Genomic DNA, 20,817 nt, shown 5'->3' with positions numbered 1-20,817 from the left:
TACGGCCGACCCACGTGCTCCTATTCGAGTCTGTTGATTCTCCGTCACCGAGCGCCGCACGGGCGCGGGAGGCACCGGACATGATCTCGAAGACGATCGCCGCCGTCACGGTCGGCGCCGTGCTGCTCGCCGGCGGCGCCGTGGCCGTCTACGGCATCCCGGCCCGCGGCCTCGTCGACACGTTCAGCCGCGACGTCCTGGCGCGGCACGACCTCGTCCTCGACATCGGCGGCGACGCCCGCCTGACCATCTGGCCGGAGACCGGGCTGACGCTCGGCGACGTCCGGCTGCGAGACTCCAAGACCACCGACGAGATCGCCCGCATCGACGGGGTGCGGGCCGCCATCGGGCTCGGCAATCTGTGGAACGGCAAGGTCGACATCGCCGACCTGACGCTGACCCGCCCGGTCGTCCGCACCGACCCGATGTTCGCCCGCGCGGCGCGCGGCGCCGCCGCCCGCAAGTCGCGCAGCCTCGGCGCCGGCGGCACCAATGAGAGCATTCTGCCGGTCGACCAGGCGGTCGCGATCGGCCGCGTCGCGATCGACGACGGCCTGATCGTGTTGCGCGACGGCAGCCAGACCGCCGAGGTGAAGCTCGAGTCGCTGCGGCTCGCCAGCCTGCCGGCGGCGGGCGGCCGCTCCAACCTGCATCTCGACGCCAAGATCGGCGCCGCCAATCTGCGCGTCACGGCGCCCGGCGACACCCCGACCCGGCTGGCCGACGGCAAGGCCGTGCCGATCGAGGCGCGCATCGACGCGCCGAACCTGTTCCGCACGCCGGCGACCATCAGCACCACGCTGACCAGCGCCGGGCCGGTGCTGAAGGCCGACAATCTCAACGGCCTCGTCGACCAGGGCCGGCTGCGCGGCGCCGTCTCGGTGTCGTTCGCCGGCGCCCGCCCGTTCGTCGACGCGACGCTCGAATCCGAGCGGCTCGACCTGACCAGCCTGGTCGAGGCCGTCACTGGCCCGACCCCGCCGACGCGCCCGGGCAGCACCGCCGCCCCGGCCCCGTGGAGCGACGCGCCGCTCGACTTGTTCGGCCTCGGGCTGGTCGACGCCAATATCGCGCTCGACGCCCGCGAGGTGGCGATCGAAGGGATCCGCATCGCCCCGGCCGTCATCGAGGCTTCGCTGCTCGCCGACACGCTCAAGGTCGAGCTGTCGCCGTCTGGCGTCTATGGCGGCCAGGCGACCGGCGAGATCACGATCGACCGCACCGGCACGACCCCGGCCGTGTCGGTGAAGACGAGCTTCTCCGGGCTCGACGCGCTGCCGTTCCTGCGCGACGCCGTCGCCTTCGAGTACATCGAGGGCAAGGCGCGCGGCAGCCTCGAGGTGCGCGGCACCGGCAGGAGCCCGCGCGAGATCGTCGGCTCGCTGACCGGGCGCGGCGACCTCCTGTTCGAGAACGGCGCGGTGCGGGGCATCGACATGCCGGCGATGCTGCGCTCGGTGCTCGACGCCATCCTGGCCGGCTGGCAGGCGGGCTCGGGCGAGCAGACCCGCTTCTCGACTTTCAAGGGCACCTTCACGGTCGCGAGCGGCGTCGCGCGGACGACCGACGTCGCCTTCCAGGGGCCGTACATGGTGATGAGCGCGGCCGGCAACATCGACCTGCGCGCCAAGACGCTCGACCTGCGCGCCGACCCGCGGCTCGTCGCGGCGCCGACGACGCCGGGCCAGGCCGGCAACGTGCTGGGCATCGGCGTGCCGGTGGCGATCCAGGGGCCGTGGTCGGCGCCGCGCATCTATGCCGACACGCCGAACGTGCTCGCCAATCCGGACGGCGCCCTGAAGGCGCTGCGCGACGCGCTCGGCCCCGGCGGCGGCGCCCAGATCGGCAAGCTCATCGACGGCCTCAAGGGCCTCGCGCCCGGCCCCACTCCGGGCGTGACGGCGCCCGGCGTCACGCCGCCAAGTCTCGCTCCTCCGGGTGGCGAGCCGCCGCGCGAGCCGAGCACGCTGGCCGACGACATCATGAAGGCGCTCAAGGGCGCCGCACCGCCGTCGCTGCCCCCGTCCCTGCCGGCCCCTGCCCCGGCGCCGCGCGACCTCACCACGCCGCGGCCGGCCGTGCCGCCGGTGACCGCCACGGCGCCGCCGCCCCCACCGACGCCCGAGGTCGGCCCGGTGCCGCGCACCACCCCGCCGCCGACCCGCGAGACCCGCCCGAAGCCGCCGCCGGAACCCACCGTCCGCGAGCTCGAGGAGGGCGCGCGGGAGTTTCTGAAGGGCTTTTTCGGGCGGTAGTCGTTTCTTTGGTTGGTCGACCTTCGACCGGCTTCTCGATCGGGCTCGGCCCCTGCCCTTCTCCCCGCGCGCGGGGAGAAGGTGGCTCGCCGCGCGCGGCGAGTCGGATGAGGGGGCGCCTCCGTATCCACGCAACACCCCCTCACCCGAACTTCGCGCCTGCCGGCGCAAAGTCCGACCTCTCCCCGCACGCGGGGAGAGGTTAAGATATGCGGTGCGGTTTTGAGAGCCTCCGGCGGCGCTGGACGCGCGCCGCCTCACTCCTGGACGGCGCGGACGCGGTCGCCTTCGCGCAGGAAGGTGCCGGCGCGGCGGACCACCATGTCGCCGTCGGCGACGCCCTGGCGGATCTCGACGTCGCCGCCCGACATGAGGCCGAGCTGCACCGGCCGCGTCTCGACCCGGTTGTCGCGCACCACCTGGACGACAGCGCCGAGCGGGCCGAACAGGACCGCCGACAGGGGCACGCTGGTGCCGCAGCTCGACCCGACCTCCACGGTCGCCCGCGCGAAGGTGCCGATCTTGATGCGGCGGTCGTCGCCGAGCGTGATGCGGGCTTGGCCCGCCTGGGTCTGCGGGTTGATCTCGGGCGACACCGCCCGCACCCGGCCCATGACGGTGCCGAGCCCGGTGACGTCGATCTTGGCCGGCTGGCCGACCGCGATCTTGCCCATTCGCGTGGACGGAATGTCGGCCTGCAGCTCGATCTCGCCGCCGGCGATGATCAGGAACATCGGCGGGCCTTGGGTCGACACCATGGCGCCGACCTGCGTCATGGTGCGGCCGACCACGCCGGCGACCGGCGCCTGGATGACGAAGGCCGCCGCGGGCGCGTTCATGCCCTCGATCTTGGCGAGCCGCGCCAACACCTGGCCGGAGCTGACGAGATCGCCGTTCTCGACCAGGATCTGGGAGACGCGGACGCCCTCGATGTCGGGACGGACCTGGGATTCCTCGCGCGCTACCACGGTGCCGGCGACCCGCACCGTGTCGGCGAAGCAGGCGCGCTTCGCCCGCATCACCGAGACCGACATGCCGGCCTGCTCCTGGGCGGCCTGCACCGGGATTGGTGCCGAGAGACCGACGGCGACGAGACAGAGGACCGTGGCGCAGGCCACCCGACGGCGACCGGCCGGACCAGAGAGCCGCGACGGACCGGGAGGTCGACGATGGAGGTCGTGCTGGAAAGTCATGTTCGCCTCGTCATGCTCCGCCGAGGGGCGACAATTGCGCCATTCCTGCACGCGCCGCCCCTCCGATCAAGGGTGCGCGGCGGCGCCGACGGGTTCAAAAGGTCGTTCGGTTCGATCGGCGCTCGTTCGATCAGACGACCGGCTCGATCAGTCGGCGGATGTCGGCCGGCGTCTGGCCGGCGGCGCGCTGTGCCCGCAGGCCCGTGGCCCCGGTCGACTTCGACAGCTTGTGGCCGTCGGCGTCCAGCACCAGCCCGTGGTGGCGATAGACGGGGGCCGGCAGGCCGAGCAGCGCCTGCAGGACGCGGTGGACCGACGTCGCGGAAAAGAGGTCGCGGCCGCGCACCACCTCGGTGACGCCCTGCACGGCGTCGTCGACGACGACGGCGAGGTGGTAGCTCGCCGGCACGTCCTTTCGCGCGACGACGACGTCGCCCCACGCGTCCGGCCGCGCCGCGACCGTGCCGGTCTCGCCGGCCGGGCCGGCGCCGCGCTCCTCCCAGGCGAGGGCTTTCGCTCGCGGCCCCAGCGCCGCGAGGGCTGCTTCGAGATCGAGCCGCAGAACGTGCGGCGCGCCCGCCGCGAGCCGGGCGGCGCGCTCGGCCGCCGGCATGTGCTTGGCGTCCCCCGGATAGAGCGGCGCGCCGTCGGGATCGCGCGGCCACGGCCCGGTCTCCTCGCGCGCGGCGGCGTCGCGTTCCGCGACCAGGCGGGCGATCTCGGCGCGGCTCTCGAAGGCCGGATAGAGCACGCCCATCGCATCGAGCTTTTGCAGCGCCGCGCGATAATCGGCAAAATGCTCGGACTGGCGGCGCACCGGCGTCTCCCAGGCGAGCCCGAGCCAGGCGAGGTCCTCGTAGATCGCGGCCTCGAACTCGGGCCGGCAGCGCGAGACGTCGATGTCCTCGATGCGCAGCAGAAGCCGCCCGCCGGTCTCGCGCGCCCGCGCGGCATTGAGCAGCGCCGAGGCGGCGTGGCCGAGATGCAGGAGCCCGTTCGGGCTCGGCGCGAAGCGGAAGATCTGGGTCACGGGTGCGGTCCCGACCCCAACTGAATCGAGCGCTTGCGGCTACCCCCCTCCCTGTCCCTCCCGCACAAGGGGGGAGGGAACGCTGGAGGCGCGACCTCCTCGTGATCGCACAAGGGCGGATCGCCCATGGTGACCGGCCGGCGACAGACCGCAGCCTGCTCCCTCCCCCCTTGTGGGGGAGGGCTGGGGAGGGGGGTGAGCCACGCACTCGGAGTCATGATCGACTTGCTGACCTGTCGCGAAGGCACCGCCATCACCACCCTCAGCCCCTTCCCTCCGCCTCGCCATGATGCCGGATGCCCGTGACGCTCGGGGCCAGCGCGGCGAGGAGGAGGGCGCCGATCAGGATCGGCACGAAGGCGGCGAGCGGCTCGCCAGACAGATCCCAGGCGAGGCCGGAGAGAATCGGCGTGATCACGGCGCAGGAGTAGCTGATCGTGAACATGCCGGCGGCGAGGCGGTGGACGTCGTCGGGCCGCGCCAGGATCGTCGGCAGCGCGAAGATCAGGATCAGCACGGTCGCGTCGCAGAAGCCGATGACGATCGACGAGATCACGATCACGGCGGGCGAGCCGAACATCAGGCCGAGCAGCGCCACGAAGGACACGAGCCCGCACGCCACATAGGGCCACACCTTGCGGACCAGCCGGCCGGCGACGGCGAGCAGGATCAGCGAGGCCGGGATCTGGCCGACGTTCAGCACGGTCAGCGTCAGGCTGATCAGGTCGGGGCGGCCGGTGCGGGTCAAGACCTCCGGGATGAAGGCGTTGGTGGTGAAGTACATGGCGTTGACGGTGCCGAACATGATGCCGATCCGCCACAGGAGGCCGCTCTTCCAATCGGGCCACCATTTGCGGTTCGACACCACGGTCGCGGCGTCGGCGCGCCGGCGCGGCGCCATGACGGCGATCAGCAGCGCGATGGCGACGCAGGGCACCGCCCAGGCCAGGAAGCTGCCGCGCCAGCCGCCGGCGAGCGGCACCATGACTGGCAGCGTGATCGCCACCGCGGCGACCTCGCCGACCAGGAGCCCGTTGGCATAGACGGCGGTGCCGAAGCCGATGCGGTCGGGCAGCCAGGCGCGCACCAGCGGCGGCAGCGACGGCTGCATCACGGCGACGCCGAAGCCGGTGACCACGGTCGCGCCGTACAGGAGCCAGATATCGGGCGCGACGCCGCGCAGCGCCGAGCCGGCGGCGGTCGCCAGCAGCCCGACCAGCAGCGTCGTCAGCGCACCGAAGCGGGCGATCAGCAGCGAGCCCGGGATGGCGGCGAGCGCGAACAGCACCGACGGGATGCCGGTGAGGATGCCGACCTCGGTCGCCGACAGCGCGAGGTCGTCGCGGATCATCGGGATGACGGGCGGCACGGCGAGAATCGTCATGCGCAGCCCGGTGCCGGCGAGCCACAAGAGCGCGACGGCCGTGACCAGATGCCCGAGCCCGGGCGCTTCGATGCTGGATGGTGGAGCCCTCATCGGCCCTTCTTTCGGGTTGTCATGGAAAGGATGGTGTCGGTGACGGTCCCTCTCCCCTCGCGGGAGAAGTTGCCCGAGCGAAGCTCGGGCGGGTGAGGGGGCGAGCCGCGAGTTCCGAGCAAGTGGAGGGCCCCCTCACCCGTCTCGGACCTTCGGTCCAAACCACCCTCTCCCGCGAGGGGAGAGGGAAGAACGGCCACTCGTCCACTGCATCACAACGCCGACAGCCCGCTCGCCTCGAGCGCGGCCCTCGCCTCCGGGGCGACCAGGTGGGCGAGCAGGGCGCGGGCGCCCTCGGGGTTCTCGGCGCGGGCCAGGATGCCGCCGGAGAACCACGACACCTCCTGAACGGCCTCGGGCAGCGGGCCGACCAGCTCGATGCCCTTCACGGCCAGGAGCTCGCTCATCTGTTGGACGGCGAGGTCGGCCTCGCCCGAGACGGCGCGCTCGGCCGTGAAGCCGTCGCGCACGATCGTCTTGGCGGCCATCTCCCGGGCGATCCCGAGCCGCTCCAGCACGCGGGCGAAATGCAGGCCGCTCGCGCCCGTCTTCGACAGGGCGACGGCGCGGGCGGCGCGCAGGGTCGCGACCAGCGCATCGACCGTGGAGATGTCCGGATGCGGCGCCCCGGCCTTCACGGCCATGCCGACAAGCGAGCGGGCGATGTCGGTGCGGCTCTCCGGCACAACGACCCGGTCGGCGACGAGCCGGTCCATGGCGGCGCGCGACAAGAGCACGAGGTCGGCCGCCTCGCCGGCGACGATGCGCGGCATCAGCTCGTTGGTGGCGCCGTAGTCGATCGCCGCGGCGATCCCGGTGGCCCGGGTGAAGCCCGGCACCAGCGCCTCCAGCACGCCGCGCGTCGCCCGGGTGGAGAGCACCCGCACCACCGTCCCCCGCTCGGCCATGTGTCCCTCCCCGCCGCCCGTCTCGACATACCATTCCGCGCCGGCGCTCCGTCGGGGCCGCGACGTCTCCTGCCCGCCCGCTTTGACAAGCGTCCCGGCATGCCGTTCCATACACGCGTTTCGAACACGACGACAAAAAATAACGGTCCGGGAGGAATGCAATGGAGTGGTACCGCAGCCTCGCGCTGGCGGGCGTTCTCGCCGTCGCGCCCGTCATGGCCCTGTCGAACGCGGCGTCGGCGCAGGTGACGCTGCGCGCCTCGCACCAGTTCCCCGGCGGCAAGGGCGACGCCCGCGACGAGATGGTGCAGATCATCGCCCGCGAGGCCAAGGCCGCCAATGTCGGGCTCGAGATCCAGGTCTTCCCCGGCGCCTCGCTGTTCAAGCCGAACGACCAGTGGAACGCGATCGTCAACGGCCAGCTCGACATCACATCGTTCCCGCTCGACTACGCGAGCGGCAAGGTGCGGGCCTTCGGCGCCACCCTGATGCCCGGCCTGGTGCGCAGCCACGAGCGCGCGCAGCGGCTCAACGACTCGCCCTTCATGAAGGAGATCCGCGCCAAGATCGACAAGGCCGGCGTGATCGTGCTGGCCGACGCCTGGCTCGCCGGCGCGGTCGCCTCCAAGAAGGGCTGCATCCGCAAGCCGGAGGACATGCAGGGCGTGAAGGTGCGCTCGGCCGGGCCGACCTTCGCCGCGATGTGGCAGAAGGCCGGCGGCTCGATCGTCTCGATCCCGAGCAACGAGGTCTACAACGCGCTGCAGACCGGCGTCGCCGAGGCGACCGACACCTCGACCGGCAGCTTCGTCTCGTTCCGCCTCTACGAGCAGGTGAAATGCGTCACGGCGCCGGGCGAGAACGCGCTGTGGTTCATGTACGAGCCGGTGCTGATGTCGAAGAAGAGCTTCAACCGGCTGACCAAGCCGCAGCAGGAGGCGCTGCTCGCCGCCGGCAAGAAGGCCGAGACGTTCTTCGACGACGCCAGCCGCAAGCTCGACGAGCAGATGATCGAGACCTTCAAGAAGAACAATGTCGAGGTCGTCACCCTCACGCCGGCCGAGTACGACGCCTGGATCAAGGTCGCCCAGGAGAGCTCCTACAAGGAGTTCGCCGGCGAGGTGCCGGACGGCAAGGCGCTGATCGACCAGGCGCTCGCGGTGAAGTGAGGCGGCGCGAGCGGTCGGCCGGCGCCGCTCCGCGATGCCGGCCGACCCCGCCAAGGGGACGGGACGCGCGTCCCGGGGGACTGTCATGGATATCGCGATCAGGGCCGTGCGCGGCCTCTCGCTCGTCTGCGGCATCGTCGCGGCCGCGCTCACCGCCACGGCCGTGGTGGTGGTGTGCCAGATGGTGTTCGTTCGCTTCGTGCTCAACCAGAACACCATCTGGCAGACCGACTTCGTCACCTTCAGCCTGGTCGGCGCGACCTTCGTCGGCGCCCCCTATGTGCTGATGACGCGCGGCCACGTCGCCGTCGACGTGCTGCCGCTGGCGCTCGGCGAGACCGGCAGGTACTGGCTCGCGATCGTCGCGGCGGTGCTGTCGCTCGCCTTCGCGGCGACCGCGACGGTGCTCACCGCGATGTTCTGGATGGAGGCCTGGGAGAACCGCTGGGTGTCCGAATCCATGTGGCGGGTCCGCCTGTGGATCCCCTATGCGGCGATGCCGATCGGGCTCGGCATGCTGACGCTGCAATACGTCGCCGACCTCGCCGAGCTGATCACCGGGCGGGCGCGGCCGTTCGGGCTCGAGGCGCCGCTGGAGGGCGGCATATGAGCCCGGCCGTGCAGGGCGTCCTCGTCCTCGTCGTCACCATCCTGGTGCTGCTCACCGGCGCGCCCGTCGCCTTCGCGCTCGGGATCGTGTCGATCGTGTTCCTGGTGCTGTTCCAGGGCGCCGACTCGCTCGGCGTGGTCGCCGAGACGCTCTATTCGGGCCTGCACGACTTCACGCTCGTGTCGATCCCGATGTTCATCATGATGGGCGCGGCGATCGGATCCTCGCCGGCGGGACGCGACCTCTATGTCGCGCTCGACCGCTGGCTCTACCGGGTGCCGGGTGGGCTCGTCGTCTCCAATCTCGGCGCCTGCGCGCTGTTCGCCGCCCTCACCGGCTCGTCGCCCGCCACCTGCGCGGCGATCGGCAAGATGGGCATCCCGGAGATGCGCAAGCGCGGCTATCCGGGCGAGATCGCGACCGGCTCGATCTGCGCCGGCGGCACGCTCGGCATCCTGATTCCGCCGTCCATCACCTTCATCCTCTACGGCATCGCCACCGAGACCTCGATCGGCCGCCTGTTCCTGGCCGGCGTGATGCCGGGCCTCATGCTCACCGGCCTGTTCATGGCGTGGACCATCTTCTACATCTGGTGGAAGGGCTTCCGCGCCTACGCGCCGGACTTCCGCTACACCTGGGCCGAGAAGCTCTCCTCGATCCCCAAGGTGGCGCCGTTCCTCGCCATCGTGGTCGGCGTGATGGTCGTGCTCTACGGCGGCATCGCGACGCCCTCGGAGGCGGCCGGCGTCGGCGCCGCGCTGTGCGTCGTGCTCGCCGTCACGATCTATCGCATGTGGAGCCCGACGGCGTGGTGGCGGATCCTGCGCGAGACGACGCGCGAATCCGTCATGATCCTGATGATCATCGGCACCGCCGTGCTGTTCGGCTACATGCTGAGCTCGCTCTACATCACCCAGACGCTCGCCCAGGCGATCGCCGACGCGAACGTCAACCGCTGGGTGCTGATGGGGCTGATCAACCTGTTCCTGCTGGTCGCCGGCTGCTTCATCCCGCCGGCCGGCATCATCCTGATGACCAGCCCGATCCTCCTTCCGATCATCACCAATGCCGGGTTCGATCCGGTGTGGTTCGGCGTCATCGTCACCATCAACCTGGAGATCGGCCTGATCACCCCACCGGTCGGGCTCAATTTGTTCGTCGTCAACGCCATCGCGCCCGACGTGCCGACCCGCACCGTGCTGCTCGGCTCGATCCCCTATGTCGGCGCCATGATCCTGGCGCTGGTGATCCTCTGCGTCTTCCCCGAGATCGCCACCTGGCTGCCCGACACCCTGATGGGCCCGGCGACGGGAGGCCGGTGAGGGAACACGAAGCCTCGTGTCCCGGGCGCGGCGCTCACGCCGCGACCCGGGACCCAGGGCGACCGGGTGCGGCGCTCACGCCGACGCTGTGCGAGACGCCCCTGGGTCCCGGCTCTGCGGCCCGTCAGCCTACAGCCTGACGGGCCTTGTCCGGGACACGCCGAGCATATCCGAAGCCCGAATCCGAACCACGCCCGACGCGCACATCATGTCCTCTCCGTGACGGTTCCGCGCCGGCGCGCGACACAGTCGTGCCGCGGCGCGGGGTGATCCGGGCGGGCGTTCTTGCTATGCTGCGGCACGGACATCAGCCCCCGGTCGTCCGCCTCCGGTCGCCCGGGGATGCCGCGGTTCGAGTGCCGTCCCGCGGCCAACAGGACGAGGCAGATGAACACGTCGTTCTTCGGCGAGCTGTTGCAGACGATCAGCGAGCGCGGCCGCGGGCTGCTCGACCGCCGGCGCGAGCCGCCCGGCCAGGTCCACTCCGAGAGCCTCGCGGATCTGTGCGAATCGCTGCTCACCGGCCGCGGCGAAGCCTCCGGCACGGCGCTGGCGCGAGAAATCCTGCAGCGCTACGAGGAGCTGAAGACCGGGCCGCGCATCGCCTTCTTCGAGGCGCTGGCGACCCGCTTCGGGCCGGACCGCGTGCGGCTCGACAAGGCCATGGAGGCGTTCCGGGCCGACCCGAGCGACGCCGCCGCGCATGTCCTGCACATCGCCGCCGAGCCGCGCCGGCAGGAGCTGTTCCGCCGCCTCAACCTCGCCCCGCACGGCACCGCCGCGCTGGTGCGCATGCGCGAGCACCTGCTCGCCGCGATGACGCGCCGGGGCGACCTCGAGCCGATCGACGCCGACTTCCGTCACCTGTTCGCCTCGTGGTTCAACCGCGGCTTTCTCGTGCTCCGCCGCATCGACTGGTCGACGCCGGCCGTCGTGCTGGAGCGGATCATCCGCTACGAGGCCGTGCACGAGATCCGCGACTGGAACGATCTGCGCGCCCGCATCGATCCGCCCGACCGGCGCTGCTACGCCTTCTTCCATCCGGCCCTGGTCGACGACCCGCTGATCTTCGTCGAGGTGGCGCTGACCCGCGAGATCCCCGGCGCCATCGGCCCGATCCTGGCGACCGAGCGCGAGCCGATCGACCCCGAGCGGGCGACCACGGCGGTGTTCTACTCGATCTCCAACTGCCAGCGCGGGCTCGCCAGCGTCTCCTTCGGCAGCTTCCTGATCAAGCAGGTGGTCGCCGACATCTCGCGCGACTTCCCGCGGCTCACCACCTTCGTGACGCTGTCGCCGGCGCCGAACTTCGCCGCCTGGCTGAAGCGCGAGCGCGCCGCCGAGGCGTCGCTGCTGAGCGAGGCCGACCGCATCGCGCTGGCCCGCCTCGACGAGGATGGCTGGTGGGAGAACAAGGCGACGCTGGAGGAGCTGCGCGACCCGATGATGCGGGCCGCCGCCAACTACTACATGAACGGCCGCGACCGGCGGGGCCGCCCGGTCGACTCGGTCGCCCGCTTCCATCTCGGCAACGGCGCGCGGCTGGAGCGGCTCGACTGGCCGGCCGATCTCTCGGCCCGCGGCCGCGCCCAGTCCTACGGCCTGATGGTCAACTATCTCTACGATCTCGGCGACATCGAGCAGAACCACGAGGCCTATGCCGAGAGCCGCACCGTGATCGCGGCGAACGCCGTGAAGAAGCTCGCCAAGGCGCCGCGCGCCCTCGTCCCGACCAAGCTGATCGGCGGCGACAAGAAGGCCGACGCCGCCAAGGCGGACAAGAAGGGCGACGCCAAGGCCGACGCGAAGGCCGTCGATCCGAAGGCGCTGCCGAAGCCGGCGAACGACGGCGCGCCGGTTGCGGAGACCGCGACCACGAGTGACGGCGCGGCCGCGACAGCGGCGCCGGCCGCCAAGCCGCAGCCGGAGAAGACGGTGGAGCCCTCGACAACCTGATCAGGATCTCGGCATCGTAGGGTGGGCAAAGGCGCGGAACGCGCCGTGCCCACGCCGACCGACGCCGGCGTGAGACGACCGCCGGCGTGAGACGGCCGCCGGCGTGAGACGGCGTGGGCACGCCGCGCCTGCGGCGCGGCTTTGCCCACCCTACAACGCTACACCGCTACGCGGACGGCCGGCCACACGTAGCTGGCGACGGCGCCGGGGGGGAGCGTATCCGTGACGGTGCGGCCTTCGCACGTCAGGGCGAAGCGCGTGGGCGCGCCACCGTCATTGAGGACCAGCAGCACGATCCGGCCGTCCGGCGTGGCGAAGGCGACGTTCGGCAATATGTCGAGCGCGGTGGAAAAGATCCGCACCGATCCAGGCGGGACGAATCGCGCCAGGTGCGCGATCACGTAATACGAGACGTTGCGGGCGACGACGGCCGGCCCATCGATGGTCAGCGCGCCGATGCATTCGCCGCAGCCCCGCGGCGTGTGCGGACCGTGCGCCGGATCGCCGGCGAGATTCCATTCGAGCACGGCGCAGGCGCCGTTGCGAATGGCGCCGATCAGCACGTTGCGGACATGCCAGGCGAGGTCCGGACCGAAGGTTCCGTCGGCGCCGACCCACTGCTCGGTGATCCACATCGCCATGTCGGGATAGAGCGCCGCGACCTCGGAGAGCACCTCGGGCGCCCCGGCGTAGAGATGCCACGCGACGCCGCTGATGAACGGACGCGCGCGCGGATCGGCCAGCACGGCGATCGGATAGGCCGGCAGGTCGCAGTTGTGGTCGTAGCAGAGCAGCGCGACGTCGCCGAAGCCGGCCGCCCGCAGGGTCGGCCCGAGATGGCCCCCGACGAAGGCGGCCTGCTCGGCCGCCGTCATCGTCATGCTGGGCTCGTTCTTGATGTTCAGCGGCTCGTTCTGCGGCGTCATCGCGTGGATGGTGATGCCGCGCGCCCGCATCGCCGCGAGGTACGCGACCAGATAGGCCGCGTAGATGCCGTGGCACTCGGGCTTCAGCGCTCCGGCCACGAAGCTCTCGTTGGTCTTCATCCACGGCGGCGCCGACCACGGCGTCGCGAGGAGCTTCAGATCCGGCCGGACGGCGAGAATCTCTTTCAGCACCGGGACGACATGGACGTCGCCGGCGTCGAGGTCGAAATGGCCATGCGCCGGGTCGGCAGCGCCGGGCGGGGGATCGTCGTAGGCGAACACGGCACGGCTCAGATCGGAGGGGCCGATGCTCAGACGCAGCAGGCCGATGCCGGCGCCGCCTCCGTCGACGGAGAACAGCTCGCTCAGCAGCGCGCTGCGCCGCGCCGCCGGCAACCCGGCGATCAGTTCGGCACTGCCGCCCGTCAGCGCGAAGCCGAAGCCGTCCATGGTCTGATGACGCGCGGCGGGGCGCACCGCGATCACGAGGCCCGCATCGGGCGGATCGCCGGCCTCGCGGAGGGACCGCCGGTGCAGCAGCCGCGTGCGATCGGGATGCGTGGTCCACGCCTCCACGCCGAGCCGGAGCGCCTTTGTCGCGGTCCCGTCGGTGGTGGTCGCGTCGATGGTGATCATTGTCGTGCGCCCTGCGGCGCACCCTCGACGCGCCACGTCGGACTCTTCGGTGGGCCGGCGAGAGGCCGGTCGGGCCGGCGAGACCGGCCGGCATCACGATACACCGGTCCGGGTTTACGGGGAGTTCGTGCTTCTATGGACGGAACCGCCGGGCCGGCGTCACGCCTCGTCGTCGTGTGCCCGCGCGTGGACGACGGCGAGCACGCGGCGCGCCCCGAAGCGGTCGGCCGGATCGAGCGCGACGACCTTCTCCAGCGCCGCGACGCCGTCGTCGGTCGCGCCGGTCCGCAGGCTCGCATAGCCCCAGGCGAGCAGCGCCTGCAGATAGAGGCTCGGCGCCTCGTCCAACGCCCCGAACGGCGCGTCGTCGGCACCGACCAGCCGCCAGTCGGTCGCCACGTTCAGGCGCCGCGCCATCGCCACGACGATCGCATCCGCATGCGGCAGCGCCTCGGCGAGGCGATGGTTGTAGAAGTAGAACCGATAGGCGGCGAGCCGCGCCTCGACACTGTCGGGCGCCAGCGCGAGCGCGCCCAGCACGGCCGCCTCGGCCTGCACGGGCGCCGAGCGCGCCTGCAGGGCGCCGGCGAGGAGGTCGCGGATCGCCGGGCCGTCGTCGTCGAAATCGCCGGACCGGCCGTCGCCGTCGTGACGCCGATGTCCCCCGCCGCGCGCCATGGGCCGCCTCTCGAAAACCCCGAAACCAGCTTATCCACAAAAGCAAGGGATCGGCACGGCCGGCTTTCGTAGGGTGAGGCGACGTGTCCGGCGCGCGGCACGGCCCCGGCGATAAGCGCGTCAGGCCATACCCGAATGATGCTCGAACGGATTGATTAGCTCCAGCCCGAGATCGGAAAAATCCGCGACGTCGCGCGTCGCGACCGCCATCCGGTGGGTGAGCGCGATCGCGGCGATCGCCGCGTCCATGGCGGCGATCGTCCGGCCGAGACTGCGGCGCGCGGCGACGATCCGCCCGAACACGTGGGCGCAATCGCGGTCGAAGGACAACACGCGCCCACCGAACAGATCCCGCTCGGCCGCCGTGATCGCTCGGTCGAGATCGGCGCGGCGCTGCCCGGGCTGCAGGAGCTCGACCCCGAAGCGCAGCTCGGCGAGCACCGGCGCGCACAGCCAGAGATCCGTCGATCGCTGAGCGTCGAGCCATCGCCGGACGGCCTCGCTCGGGCGCGGACGAAATGCCTCGGAGACGACACTGGTGTCGAGAATGATCATGCGGCAGGCGCCGCCCTACGAGAAATCGGGAGGCTCGACGCCGCCGCCCCGCACGTCGAAGACGAGGTCGTCGCCGCGCGCCGAGTCCGGCAGCAGAGAGAACAGCCTGGTCCCCAGCCCGTCCTCCATCGGCACGGCGAGGCTGCGGCGAATCAGGCTCTTCGCTTCGTCGGAGAGGCTCCGGCCATGCGCCTTCGCACGCTCCTCGAGCTGTCGCCTCAAGCCGGGATCGAGGTCCCGGATCAACAGATCGGGCATCGCAGCCTCCATGCTGATATCAAAGATATCATATCGCCGCGCAAAGAGGAACGCCACCGTGCCCCCGCCCTTGACCCCCGTGCGGCGGCGAAAATAGGGTCGTCGACCATCGGGACCGATCGCCAGGGGCGCCGACAGTTTTCATCGTCGCCCGGCCACCCCACCAAGAACCCTGAAATCGAGCCTGGAAACACCCATGTCCGGAAGCCTGTTCGCCCTCCTCCGCAGCCGCATCCCGTCGCAGGGCAAGACCCTGATCGAGACGCCCGAAGGGGCGCGGATCACCTATGGCGACATGCTGGCGCGGACGGGCCGGCTCGCCAACGCGCTCGTCGGGCTCGGCGTGAAGCCGGGCGACCGGGTCGCCGTGCAGGTGGAGAAGAGCCCCGAGAACCTGATGCTGTTCCTCGCGGTGATGCGGGCCGGCGCCGTCTATCTGCCGCTCAACACCGCCTACACGACCCACGAGGTCGAGTATTTCGTCTCCGATGCCGAGCCGCGCCTTCTCGTCTGCGATCCGGCCAAGCGCGACGGGCTCGAGCCGATCGCCGACCTGCGCGGCGCCGCCCTCCACACGCTCGACGCCGACGGCCGCGGCTCGCTCGCCGACCTCGCGGCGGCCGCGCCGGAGGCGTTCGAGGACGTCGGCCGCGCCGGGCACGATCTCGCCTGCATCCTCTACACGTCGGGCACCACGGGCCGCTCCAAGGGCGCCATGCTGACCAACGCCAATCTCGGCTCCAACGCCGACACGCTGGTCGGTTACTGGCGCTTCTCCGACACCGACGTGCTCCTGCATTCGCTGCCGATCTACCATACGCACGGCCTGTTCACGGCGGCCATGACCGTGATGCTGTCGGGCGGCAGCATGCTGTGGCTCCAGAAATTCGACGCCGACCAGGTGATCGCGCTCTTGCCGCGCGTCACCACGTTGATGGGCGTGCCGACCCATTACGTGCGGCTCGTCCAGCATCCGGGGCTCACCCGCGAGGCGACCGCGCATATGCGGCTGTTCACGTCGGGCTCGGCACCGCTGCTCGCCGAGACCCACGAGACCTTCAAGGCGAAGACCGGCCACGCCATCCTGGAGCGCTACGGGATGACCGAGACCGGCATGAACACCTCCAACCCCTACGACGGCGAGCGCATCGCCGGCACGGTCGGCTTCCCGCTCCCCGACATTCACGTGCGGGTCGCGAACCCCGGCAGCGGCGAGGTGCTGCCGGCCGGCGAGGTCGGCGTCATCGAGGTGAAGGGACCGAACGTGTTCGCCGGCTACTGGCGCATGCCGGAGAAGACCCGCGAGGAGTTCCGCCCGGACGGCTTCTTCATCACCGGCGACGTCGGCATGATCGACGCGCGCGGCTATGTCCATATCGTCGGCCGCGCCAAGGATCTGATCATCTCGGGCGGCTTCAACGTCTACCCCAAGGAGGTCGAGAGCGAGATCGACCTGCTGCCCGGCGTCGTCGAGTCCGCCGTCATCGGCTGCCCGCATCCGGACTTCGGCGAGGGCGTCACGGCCGTCGTCGTGAAGGCGCCGGGCGCGGCGCTGACCGAGCGCGACGTGATCACGGCGCTGGAGAGCCGGCTGGCGAAATTCAAGCTGCCCAAGCGCGTGCTGTTCGTCGACGAGCTGCCGCGCAACACCATGGGCAAGCTCCAGAAGAACGTGCTGCGCGACCAGAACAAGGCGCTGTACGGGTGATACAGTCGCCCGCCGCCCTGTCCTTCTCCCCGCGTGCGGGGAGAAGGTGGCTCGCCGCGCAGCGGCGAGCCGGATGAGGGGGCGCCTCCGCGAGTTGCGAACGCTCGACGTCCGGGAGACGCCCCCTCACCCGAGCTTCGCGCCGATGGCGCGAAGCTCGACCTCTCCCCGCGCGCGGGGAGAGGTGAGGTCAGAGCGCTCCCGCCACCGCTTTCGCCACGGCTGCGATGGTCGCATCGCGCGCGGCGGCGGGCGCGGTCGTCTCGGTCAAGTACACCGCGACGATCACGGGCTTGCGGCCGGGCGGCCAGAACAGGCCGACATCGTTGGTGGCGCCGCGCTCGCCCGTGCCAGTCTTCTCGCCGACCTTGAAATCCGTCGGCAGCCCGGCGCGCAGCCGCGCGGCGCCGGTGCGGTTGCCGACCAGCCAGCCGTTTAGCAAATCACGTGAGGCCGGCGACAAGGCGTCTCCCAGCACCAGCCGTTCGATATCGGCCGCCATCGCGCTCGGCGTCGTCGTGTCGCGCGGATCGCCGTGCCGCGCCTCGTTGAGGGTCGGCTCGGTGCGGTCGAGCCGGGTCACCGGATCGCCGAGGAGGCGCAGCCAGGCGGTGAGACCGAGCGGTCCGCCGAGCGTGTCGAGGAGCAGATTGGCCGCGGTGTTGTCGCTCATCACCATGGCGGCCTCGGCGAGCGCCGCGACCGTCATGCTGCCACCCGCGTTCGGCCTGGTGAGCGGCGCCCAGTCGAGCAGCGCCGACGGATCGATCGCGATGCGCCGGTCGAGCGTCTCGCGGCCGGCGTCGACGCGGGCCAGCACGGCGGCGGCGAGCAGCAGCTTGAAGGTGCTACACATCGCGAAACGCTCGTCGGCGCGATGGCCGGTCCGCGCACCCGTGGCGGTATCGATCACGGCGACGCCGAGCCGGCCGCCGCTGTCCCGCTCGATGCGGGCGAGGTCGTCGGCGAGAGCCGCGAGCTCCGGCGCGGCCGCGAGGCCGGACGGCCCGGCCACTGCAACCAGCGCCACGGCTCCGGCCGCTGCGGCGAAACGACGTCGATCCATCATGCGCAAAGCTCCCGTGCCCGGACGGGATGGCGCGAAACTTGGCCGGAACCGCGGCGACGCGGCGGGTCAGCCGCGGCTGCGTCGCGCCAGCAGCGCGTGGATCAGGCCGGCGAGCGACGGCGACAGGCCGATGCCGGGTTTCATGACGGCCGACGGTGGCGGCGACACCGGCGGGGCGGCCCGGGGCAGCGCCAGCGCGGCCTCCACGGCGCAGGTCAAGCCGTCGAGCACCGGCACCGCGACACGGCCGGCGAGGTCGCGCCCGACGCCGGCGAAGGGCGCGCCGCCGAACAGCACCGCTTCGGCCCCCTCCTCGGCGACGCAGGCAGCAGCGGCCGCGACCATGGCATCCAGGAACCGCTCGCGATCGTGGGCGAGGTCCAGCACCCCGCCGTCGAGGAAGCGGATCGAGGTCAGCCGGTCGGCGACACCGGCCGCGACCGCGGCGCGCTCCAGCTCCGGGCGAAGATGCCGGCCGAGCGTGACGACGGCGAAGCGGCGTCCGTCGGCCGCCGAAGCCTGCAGCCCGGCGTGCGCGAGGCCGATCACCGGCATGGGGGCGATCTCTGCCGCGGCGTCGAGCCCCGGATCGCCGAACGCCGCGACGATCGCGGCATCGCAGGGCGGCGCCGCGGCGATCGCCTCCAGCACGGCATGGGCGGCGATGGCGAGCTCGGCCCTACTCTCGATCGACGCCGCACCGAACGGCGCCGTGACGCCTTCGACCTCGGCCGCGTCGTCGGCGATGCGCCGCGCCTCCGCCGTGAGGATCGTCGTGATCCGCGCCGAGGTGTTCGGGTTGATCACCAGGATGCGGCGCACCGGCTCACGCCTTGCCGTAGACCGGAACCACGGCGCCGCGGGTGACGCGGTTCTCGGGCGAGGCGAGGAACAGGATCGTCGCCGCAACCTCCTCGACCTTCGGCCAGGCCGAGAGGTCGGCCTTGGGCATGTCCTGGCGGTTCGCCGGGGTGTCCATGATGGACGGGGCGACGGCGTTGACCAGCACGCCCTCCTTGGCCACCTCCTCGGCGAGCGCCACCGTCAGCGCCGCGACGGCGGCCTTGGCGGCCGCGTAGATCGCCATGCCGGCGCCGGTGCGCCATTCGAGCGCGGGGCGGGCCGCGACATTGACGATCCGGCCGCCATTCCGGCCGCGGGAAAAGGCCCGCAGCGCCGCCTGGCAGCACAGCGCGCAGGTGATCAGGTTGACGCCGACCTGGTGGTGCAGCACGTCCTCGTCGAGATCGCGCAGCGGCCCATAGGCGAAGCCGCCGGCGAGGTGGATCGACGCCCACAACGGCGGCAGGCGCTCGTAGAGATCCTCGACATCTTCGCTCTCGCCGAGATTGAGCTCGCCATAGAGGATGACCCGCTCGTGGTCGCGCAGCGGGAACGCCTCGGCGGCGCTCTCGCGCGTGTAGGGGACGTGGCAGACCGCCCCCGCCTCGACCAGGGCCGTCACCACGCCGACGCCAAGCGCCCCGGTGCCGCCCGTCACCACCACGTGCCGCCCGCTGAAGTCCATTCCGCCCTCGCGTGCCACCTGTCACCGCCCCGACTACGCCGGCGAGGCGCCGGCGAATCACTGCCCGGACAAGACGATAGCGCCGCCGCCCGGCGCGGCCCACCGGCACCGGCGCGCGGGTGCCCCGCCCCGGTCGCGGGGCCGGCCCGGCGCGACCGAAAATTACGGTTGATCGCGGCGCCGCCGCTGCCCATCAAGGCAGCCGAGCAGGACACCCCTCGCAGCGGATCCCCCGATGCCCCGAGCCGTGGCCCCGACCGAGCGACCGCCCGACACCGCCTCCCCTCCCCCGGGCGCGCGCCTTCCCGGCGAGCGCCGTCCGAGCCCCACGCGACTCGGCGACCGGGCGATGGTGCGGTTCGACGACGTGACGCGCCGCTTCGGCGACACGACGGCGGTCGATCATCTCGATCTCGACATTCGCGAGGGCGAGTTCTTCGCCCTGCTCGGCCCCTCGGGCTGCGGCAAGACCACGCTGCTGCGCATGCTGGCCGGCTTCGAGCGGCCGGACACCGGCCGCATCCTGCTCGCCGGCGACGACATCGCCGCGGTGCCGCCGTGGCGGCGGCCCGTCAACATGATGTTCCAGAGCTACGCGCTGTTCCCGCACCTCTCGGTCGCCGGCAACATCGCCTTCGGGCTGAAGCAGGACCGGCTGCCGAGACCCGAGATCGCGGCCCGGATCGCCGAGATGCTGCGCCTCGTCCGCCTCGACGGTCTCGGCGGGCGAAAGCCGCACCAGCTCTCCGGCGGCCAGCGCCAGCGCGTCGCACTCGCCCGCGCGCTCGCCAAGCACCCGAAGGTGCTGCTCCTCGACGAGCCGCTGGCTGCCTTGGACAAGAAGTTGCGCGAGGAGACGCAGTTCGAGCTGATGGCGCTGCAGGAGCGGCTCGCCACCACATTCGTGGTCGTCACCCACGACCAGGAGGAGGCGATGACCATGGCGGACCGCATCGGCGTGATGAACCACGGCCGCCTCGCCCAGGTCGGCACGCCGTCCGAGATCTACGAGCAGCCGCGCTCGCGCTGGGTCGCCGGCTTCATCGGCGACGTCAACTTTCTGGACGGCACCGTGGAGGCGGTCGACGCCGGCGGCGTCACGATCACCGACGCGAGCGGCCGCCGGTTCCGGGCGACCGGACCGACGACGGCCCGCATCGGCGACCGGGTGACGCTCGCGGTGCGCCCGGAGAAGCTCGTCGTCGCGACGGGGGCAGCCACCTCCGCGACGGCCGGTCAGTCACCGGAGAACACGGTCACGGCCAAGGTGGCCGACATCGCCTATCTGGGCGACATCTCGCTCTACAAGGTGCGGCTCGACGACGGCACGCTGCTGAAGGCCTCGGTCACCAACGCCCGCCGGCGCACCGAGCAAGGCATCGACTGGGACGACACGGTCCGCCTGTCGTTCCCCCCCGACGCCGCCGTGGTGCTGACGGAGTGACGGTCGACGTGATCAGCACACCTCGAGACAGCAGCAGGCTCGTCCGCCTGGGCTTCCCCCCACCCCCGGCGCGCACTGCGCGCCAAAGCCCTCCC

The 20,817-nt window shown here is 71.7% G+C and carries 18 protein-coding genes; 7 read left to right on the top strand and 11 right to left on the bottom strand.

The genetic code is table 11. The features are described 5' to 3' along the window. Positions 1–80: 80 nt before the first annotated feature. Complete coding sequence (locus ABTU92_RS16020) at positions 81–2,255, top strand: AsmA-like C-terminal region-containing protein (protein WP_408092347.1); 2,175 nt, start codon at positions 81–83, stop codon at positions 2,253–2,255. A gap of 257 nt (positions 2,256–2,512) precedes the next feature. Here ABTU92_RS16020 and ABTU92_RS16015 read toward each other — a convergent pair whose 3' ends face one another. The 4 genes from ABTU92_RS16015 to ABTU92_RS16000 all read right to left on the bottom strand — a co-directional run bounded on the left by ABTU92_RS16015 (position 2,513) and on the right by ABTU92_RS16000 (position 6,863). Further along, positions 2,513–3,448: an efflux RND transporter periplasmic adaptor subunit gene (locus tag ABTU92_RS16015; RefSeq protein ID WP_408092345.1), complete on the bottom strand. Its 936-nt coding sequence runs from the start codon at positions 3,446–3,448 to the stop codon at positions 2,513–2,515. Between the two features lie 130 nt (positions 3,449–3,578). Continuing rightward, the gene (gene gluQRS / locus ABTU92_RS16010; RefSeq protein WP_408092343.1) at positions 3,579–4,478 is read right to left on the bottom strand and encodes a tRNA glutamyl-Q(34) synthetase GluQRS; all 900 of its coding nucleotides are present in this window, start codon (positions 4,476–4,478) and stop codon (positions 3,579–3,581) included. A gap of 262 nt (positions 4,479–4,740) precedes the next feature. Beyond that, on the bottom strand, positions 4,741–5,955 hold the full coding sequence (locus ABTU92_RS16005; RefSeq protein WP_408092341.1) for a CynX/NimT family MFS transporter: 1,215 nt from the start codon (positions 5,953–5,955) through the stop codon (positions 4,741–4,743). A 212-nt stretch (positions 5,956–6,167) separates the two neighbouring features. Further along, the gene (locus ABTU92_RS16000) at positions 6,168–6,863 is read right to left on the bottom strand and encodes a substrate-binding domain-containing protein (protein WP_408092339.1); all 696 of its coding nucleotides are present in this window, start codon (positions 6,861–6,863) and stop codon (positions 6,168–6,170) included. A 161-nt stretch (positions 6,864–7,024) separates the two neighbouring features. Between ABTU92_RS16000 and dctP the strand changes: the two genes are divergently transcribed. The 4 genes from dctP (at position 7,025) to ABTU92_RS15980 (ending at position 11,920) form a co-directional block, all read left to right on the top strand. After that, positions 7,025–8,032, top strand: a complete 1,008-nt coding sequence (dctP, locus tag ABTU92_RS15995; RefSeq protein ID WP_408092337.1) for a TRAP transporter substrate-binding protein DctP — start codon at positions 7,025–7,027, stop codon at positions 8,030–8,032. Positions 8,033–8,117: 85 nt separating this feature from the next. Next, on the top strand, positions 8,118–8,642 hold the full coding sequence (locus tag ABTU92_RS15990; RefSeq protein ID WP_408092335.1) for a TRAP transporter small permease: 525 nt from the start codon (positions 8,118–8,120) through the stop codon (positions 8,640–8,642). After that, complete coding sequence (locus tag ABTU92_RS15985; RefSeq protein WP_408092333.1) at positions 8,639–9,964, top strand: TRAP transporter large permease; 1,326 nt, start codon at positions 8,639–8,641, stop codon at positions 9,962–9,964. The genes ABTU92_RS15990 and ABTU92_RS15985 overlap by 4 nt, the downstream gene beginning before the upstream one ends. Before the next feature lie 387 nt (positions 9,965–10,351). Further along, entirely contained in the window at positions 10,352–11,920 is a 1,569-nt protein-coding gene (locus ABTU92_RS15980; protein WP_408092331.1) for a malonyl-CoA decarboxylase, read from the top strand. 158 nt (positions 11,921–12,078) lie between these two features. Here ABTU92_RS15980 and ABTU92_RS15975 read toward each other — a convergent pair whose 3' ends face one another. The 4 genes from ABTU92_RS15975 to ABTU92_RS15960 all read right to left on the bottom strand — a co-directional run bounded on the left by ABTU92_RS15975 (position 12,079) and on the right by ABTU92_RS15960 (position 15,030). After that, complete coding sequence (locus tag ABTU92_RS15975; protein WP_408092329.1) at positions 12,079–13,482, bottom strand: glycoside hydrolase family 30 protein; 1,404 nt, start codon at positions 13,480–13,482, stop codon at positions 12,079–12,081. 159 nt (positions 13,483–13,641) lie between these two features. After that, entirely contained in the window at positions 13,642–14,160 is a 519-nt protein-coding gene (locus ABTU92_RS15970) for a hypothetical protein (protein ID WP_408092327.1), read from the bottom strand. Positions 14,161–14,280: 120 nt separating this feature from the next. Continuing rightward, a complete protein-coding gene (locus ABTU92_RS15965) occupies positions 14,281–14,715 on the bottom strand; it encodes a type II toxin-antitoxin system VapC family toxin (protein WP_408092325.1) in 435 nt (144 codons plus the stop codon). A gap of 15 nt (positions 14,716–14,730) precedes the next feature. Then, the gene (locus tag ABTU92_RS15960; RefSeq protein ID WP_408092323.1) at positions 14,731–15,030 is read right to left on the bottom strand and encodes a FitA-like ribbon-helix-helix domain-containing protein; all 300 of its coding nucleotides are present in this window, start codon (positions 15,028–15,030) and stop codon (positions 14,731–14,733) included. Between the two features lie 139 nt (positions 15,031–15,169). Between ABTU92_RS15960 and ABTU92_RS15955 the strand changes: the two genes are divergently transcribed. Continuing rightward, a complete protein-coding gene (locus ABTU92_RS15955) occupies positions 15,170–16,681 on the top strand; it encodes a malonate--CoA ligase (protein ID WP_408092321.1) in 1,512 nt (503 codons plus the stop codon). A gap of 190 nt (positions 16,682–16,871) precedes the next feature. On the opposite strand, the gene bla is transcribed toward ABTU92_RS15955, so the two are convergent. From bla to ABTU92_RS15940, 3 genes are all read right to left on the bottom strand, one after another. Further along, complete coding sequence (gene bla, locus ABTU92_RS15950) at positions 16,872–17,750, bottom strand: class A beta-lactamase (RefSeq protein WP_408092319.1); 879 nt, start codon at positions 17,748–17,750, stop codon at positions 16,872–16,874. Positions 17,751–17,816: 66 nt separating this feature from the next. Continuing rightward, complete coding sequence (locus ABTU92_RS15945) at positions 17,817–18,572, bottom strand: aspartate/glutamate racemase family protein (RefSeq protein ID WP_408092317.1); 756 nt, start codon at positions 18,570–18,572, stop codon at positions 17,817–17,819. A 4-nt stretch (positions 18,573–18,576) separates the two neighbouring features. Continuing rightward, the gene (locus tag ABTU92_RS15940; protein ID WP_408092315.1) at positions 18,577–19,278 is read right to left on the bottom strand and encodes an SDR family NAD(P)-dependent oxidoreductase; all 702 of its coding nucleotides are present in this window, start codon (positions 19,276–19,278) and stop codon (positions 18,577–18,579) included. 349 nt (positions 19,279–19,627) lie between these two features. Here ABTU92_RS15940 and ABTU92_RS15935 point away from each other — a divergent pair, with 349 nt between their 5' ends. Next, positions 19,628–20,722 (top strand): ABC transporter ATP-binding protein, encoded by a 1,095-nt coding sequence (locus ABTU92_RS15935; RefSeq protein WP_408092313.1) that lies wholly within the window; start codon positions 19,628–19,630, stop codon positions 20,720–20,722. The last annotated feature ends 95 nt before the right edge of the window (positions 20,723–20,817 follow it).

This window comes from Rhodoplanes sp. SY1 (assembly GCF_046000175.1).
Taxonomy (GTDB): Bacteria; Pseudomonadota; Alphaproteobacteria; order Rhizobiales; family Xanthobacteraceae; genus Rhodoplanes.
Note: the sequence above shows the minus strand (reverse complement) of the source record. Positions and strands in the feature narration are given on the sequence as shown.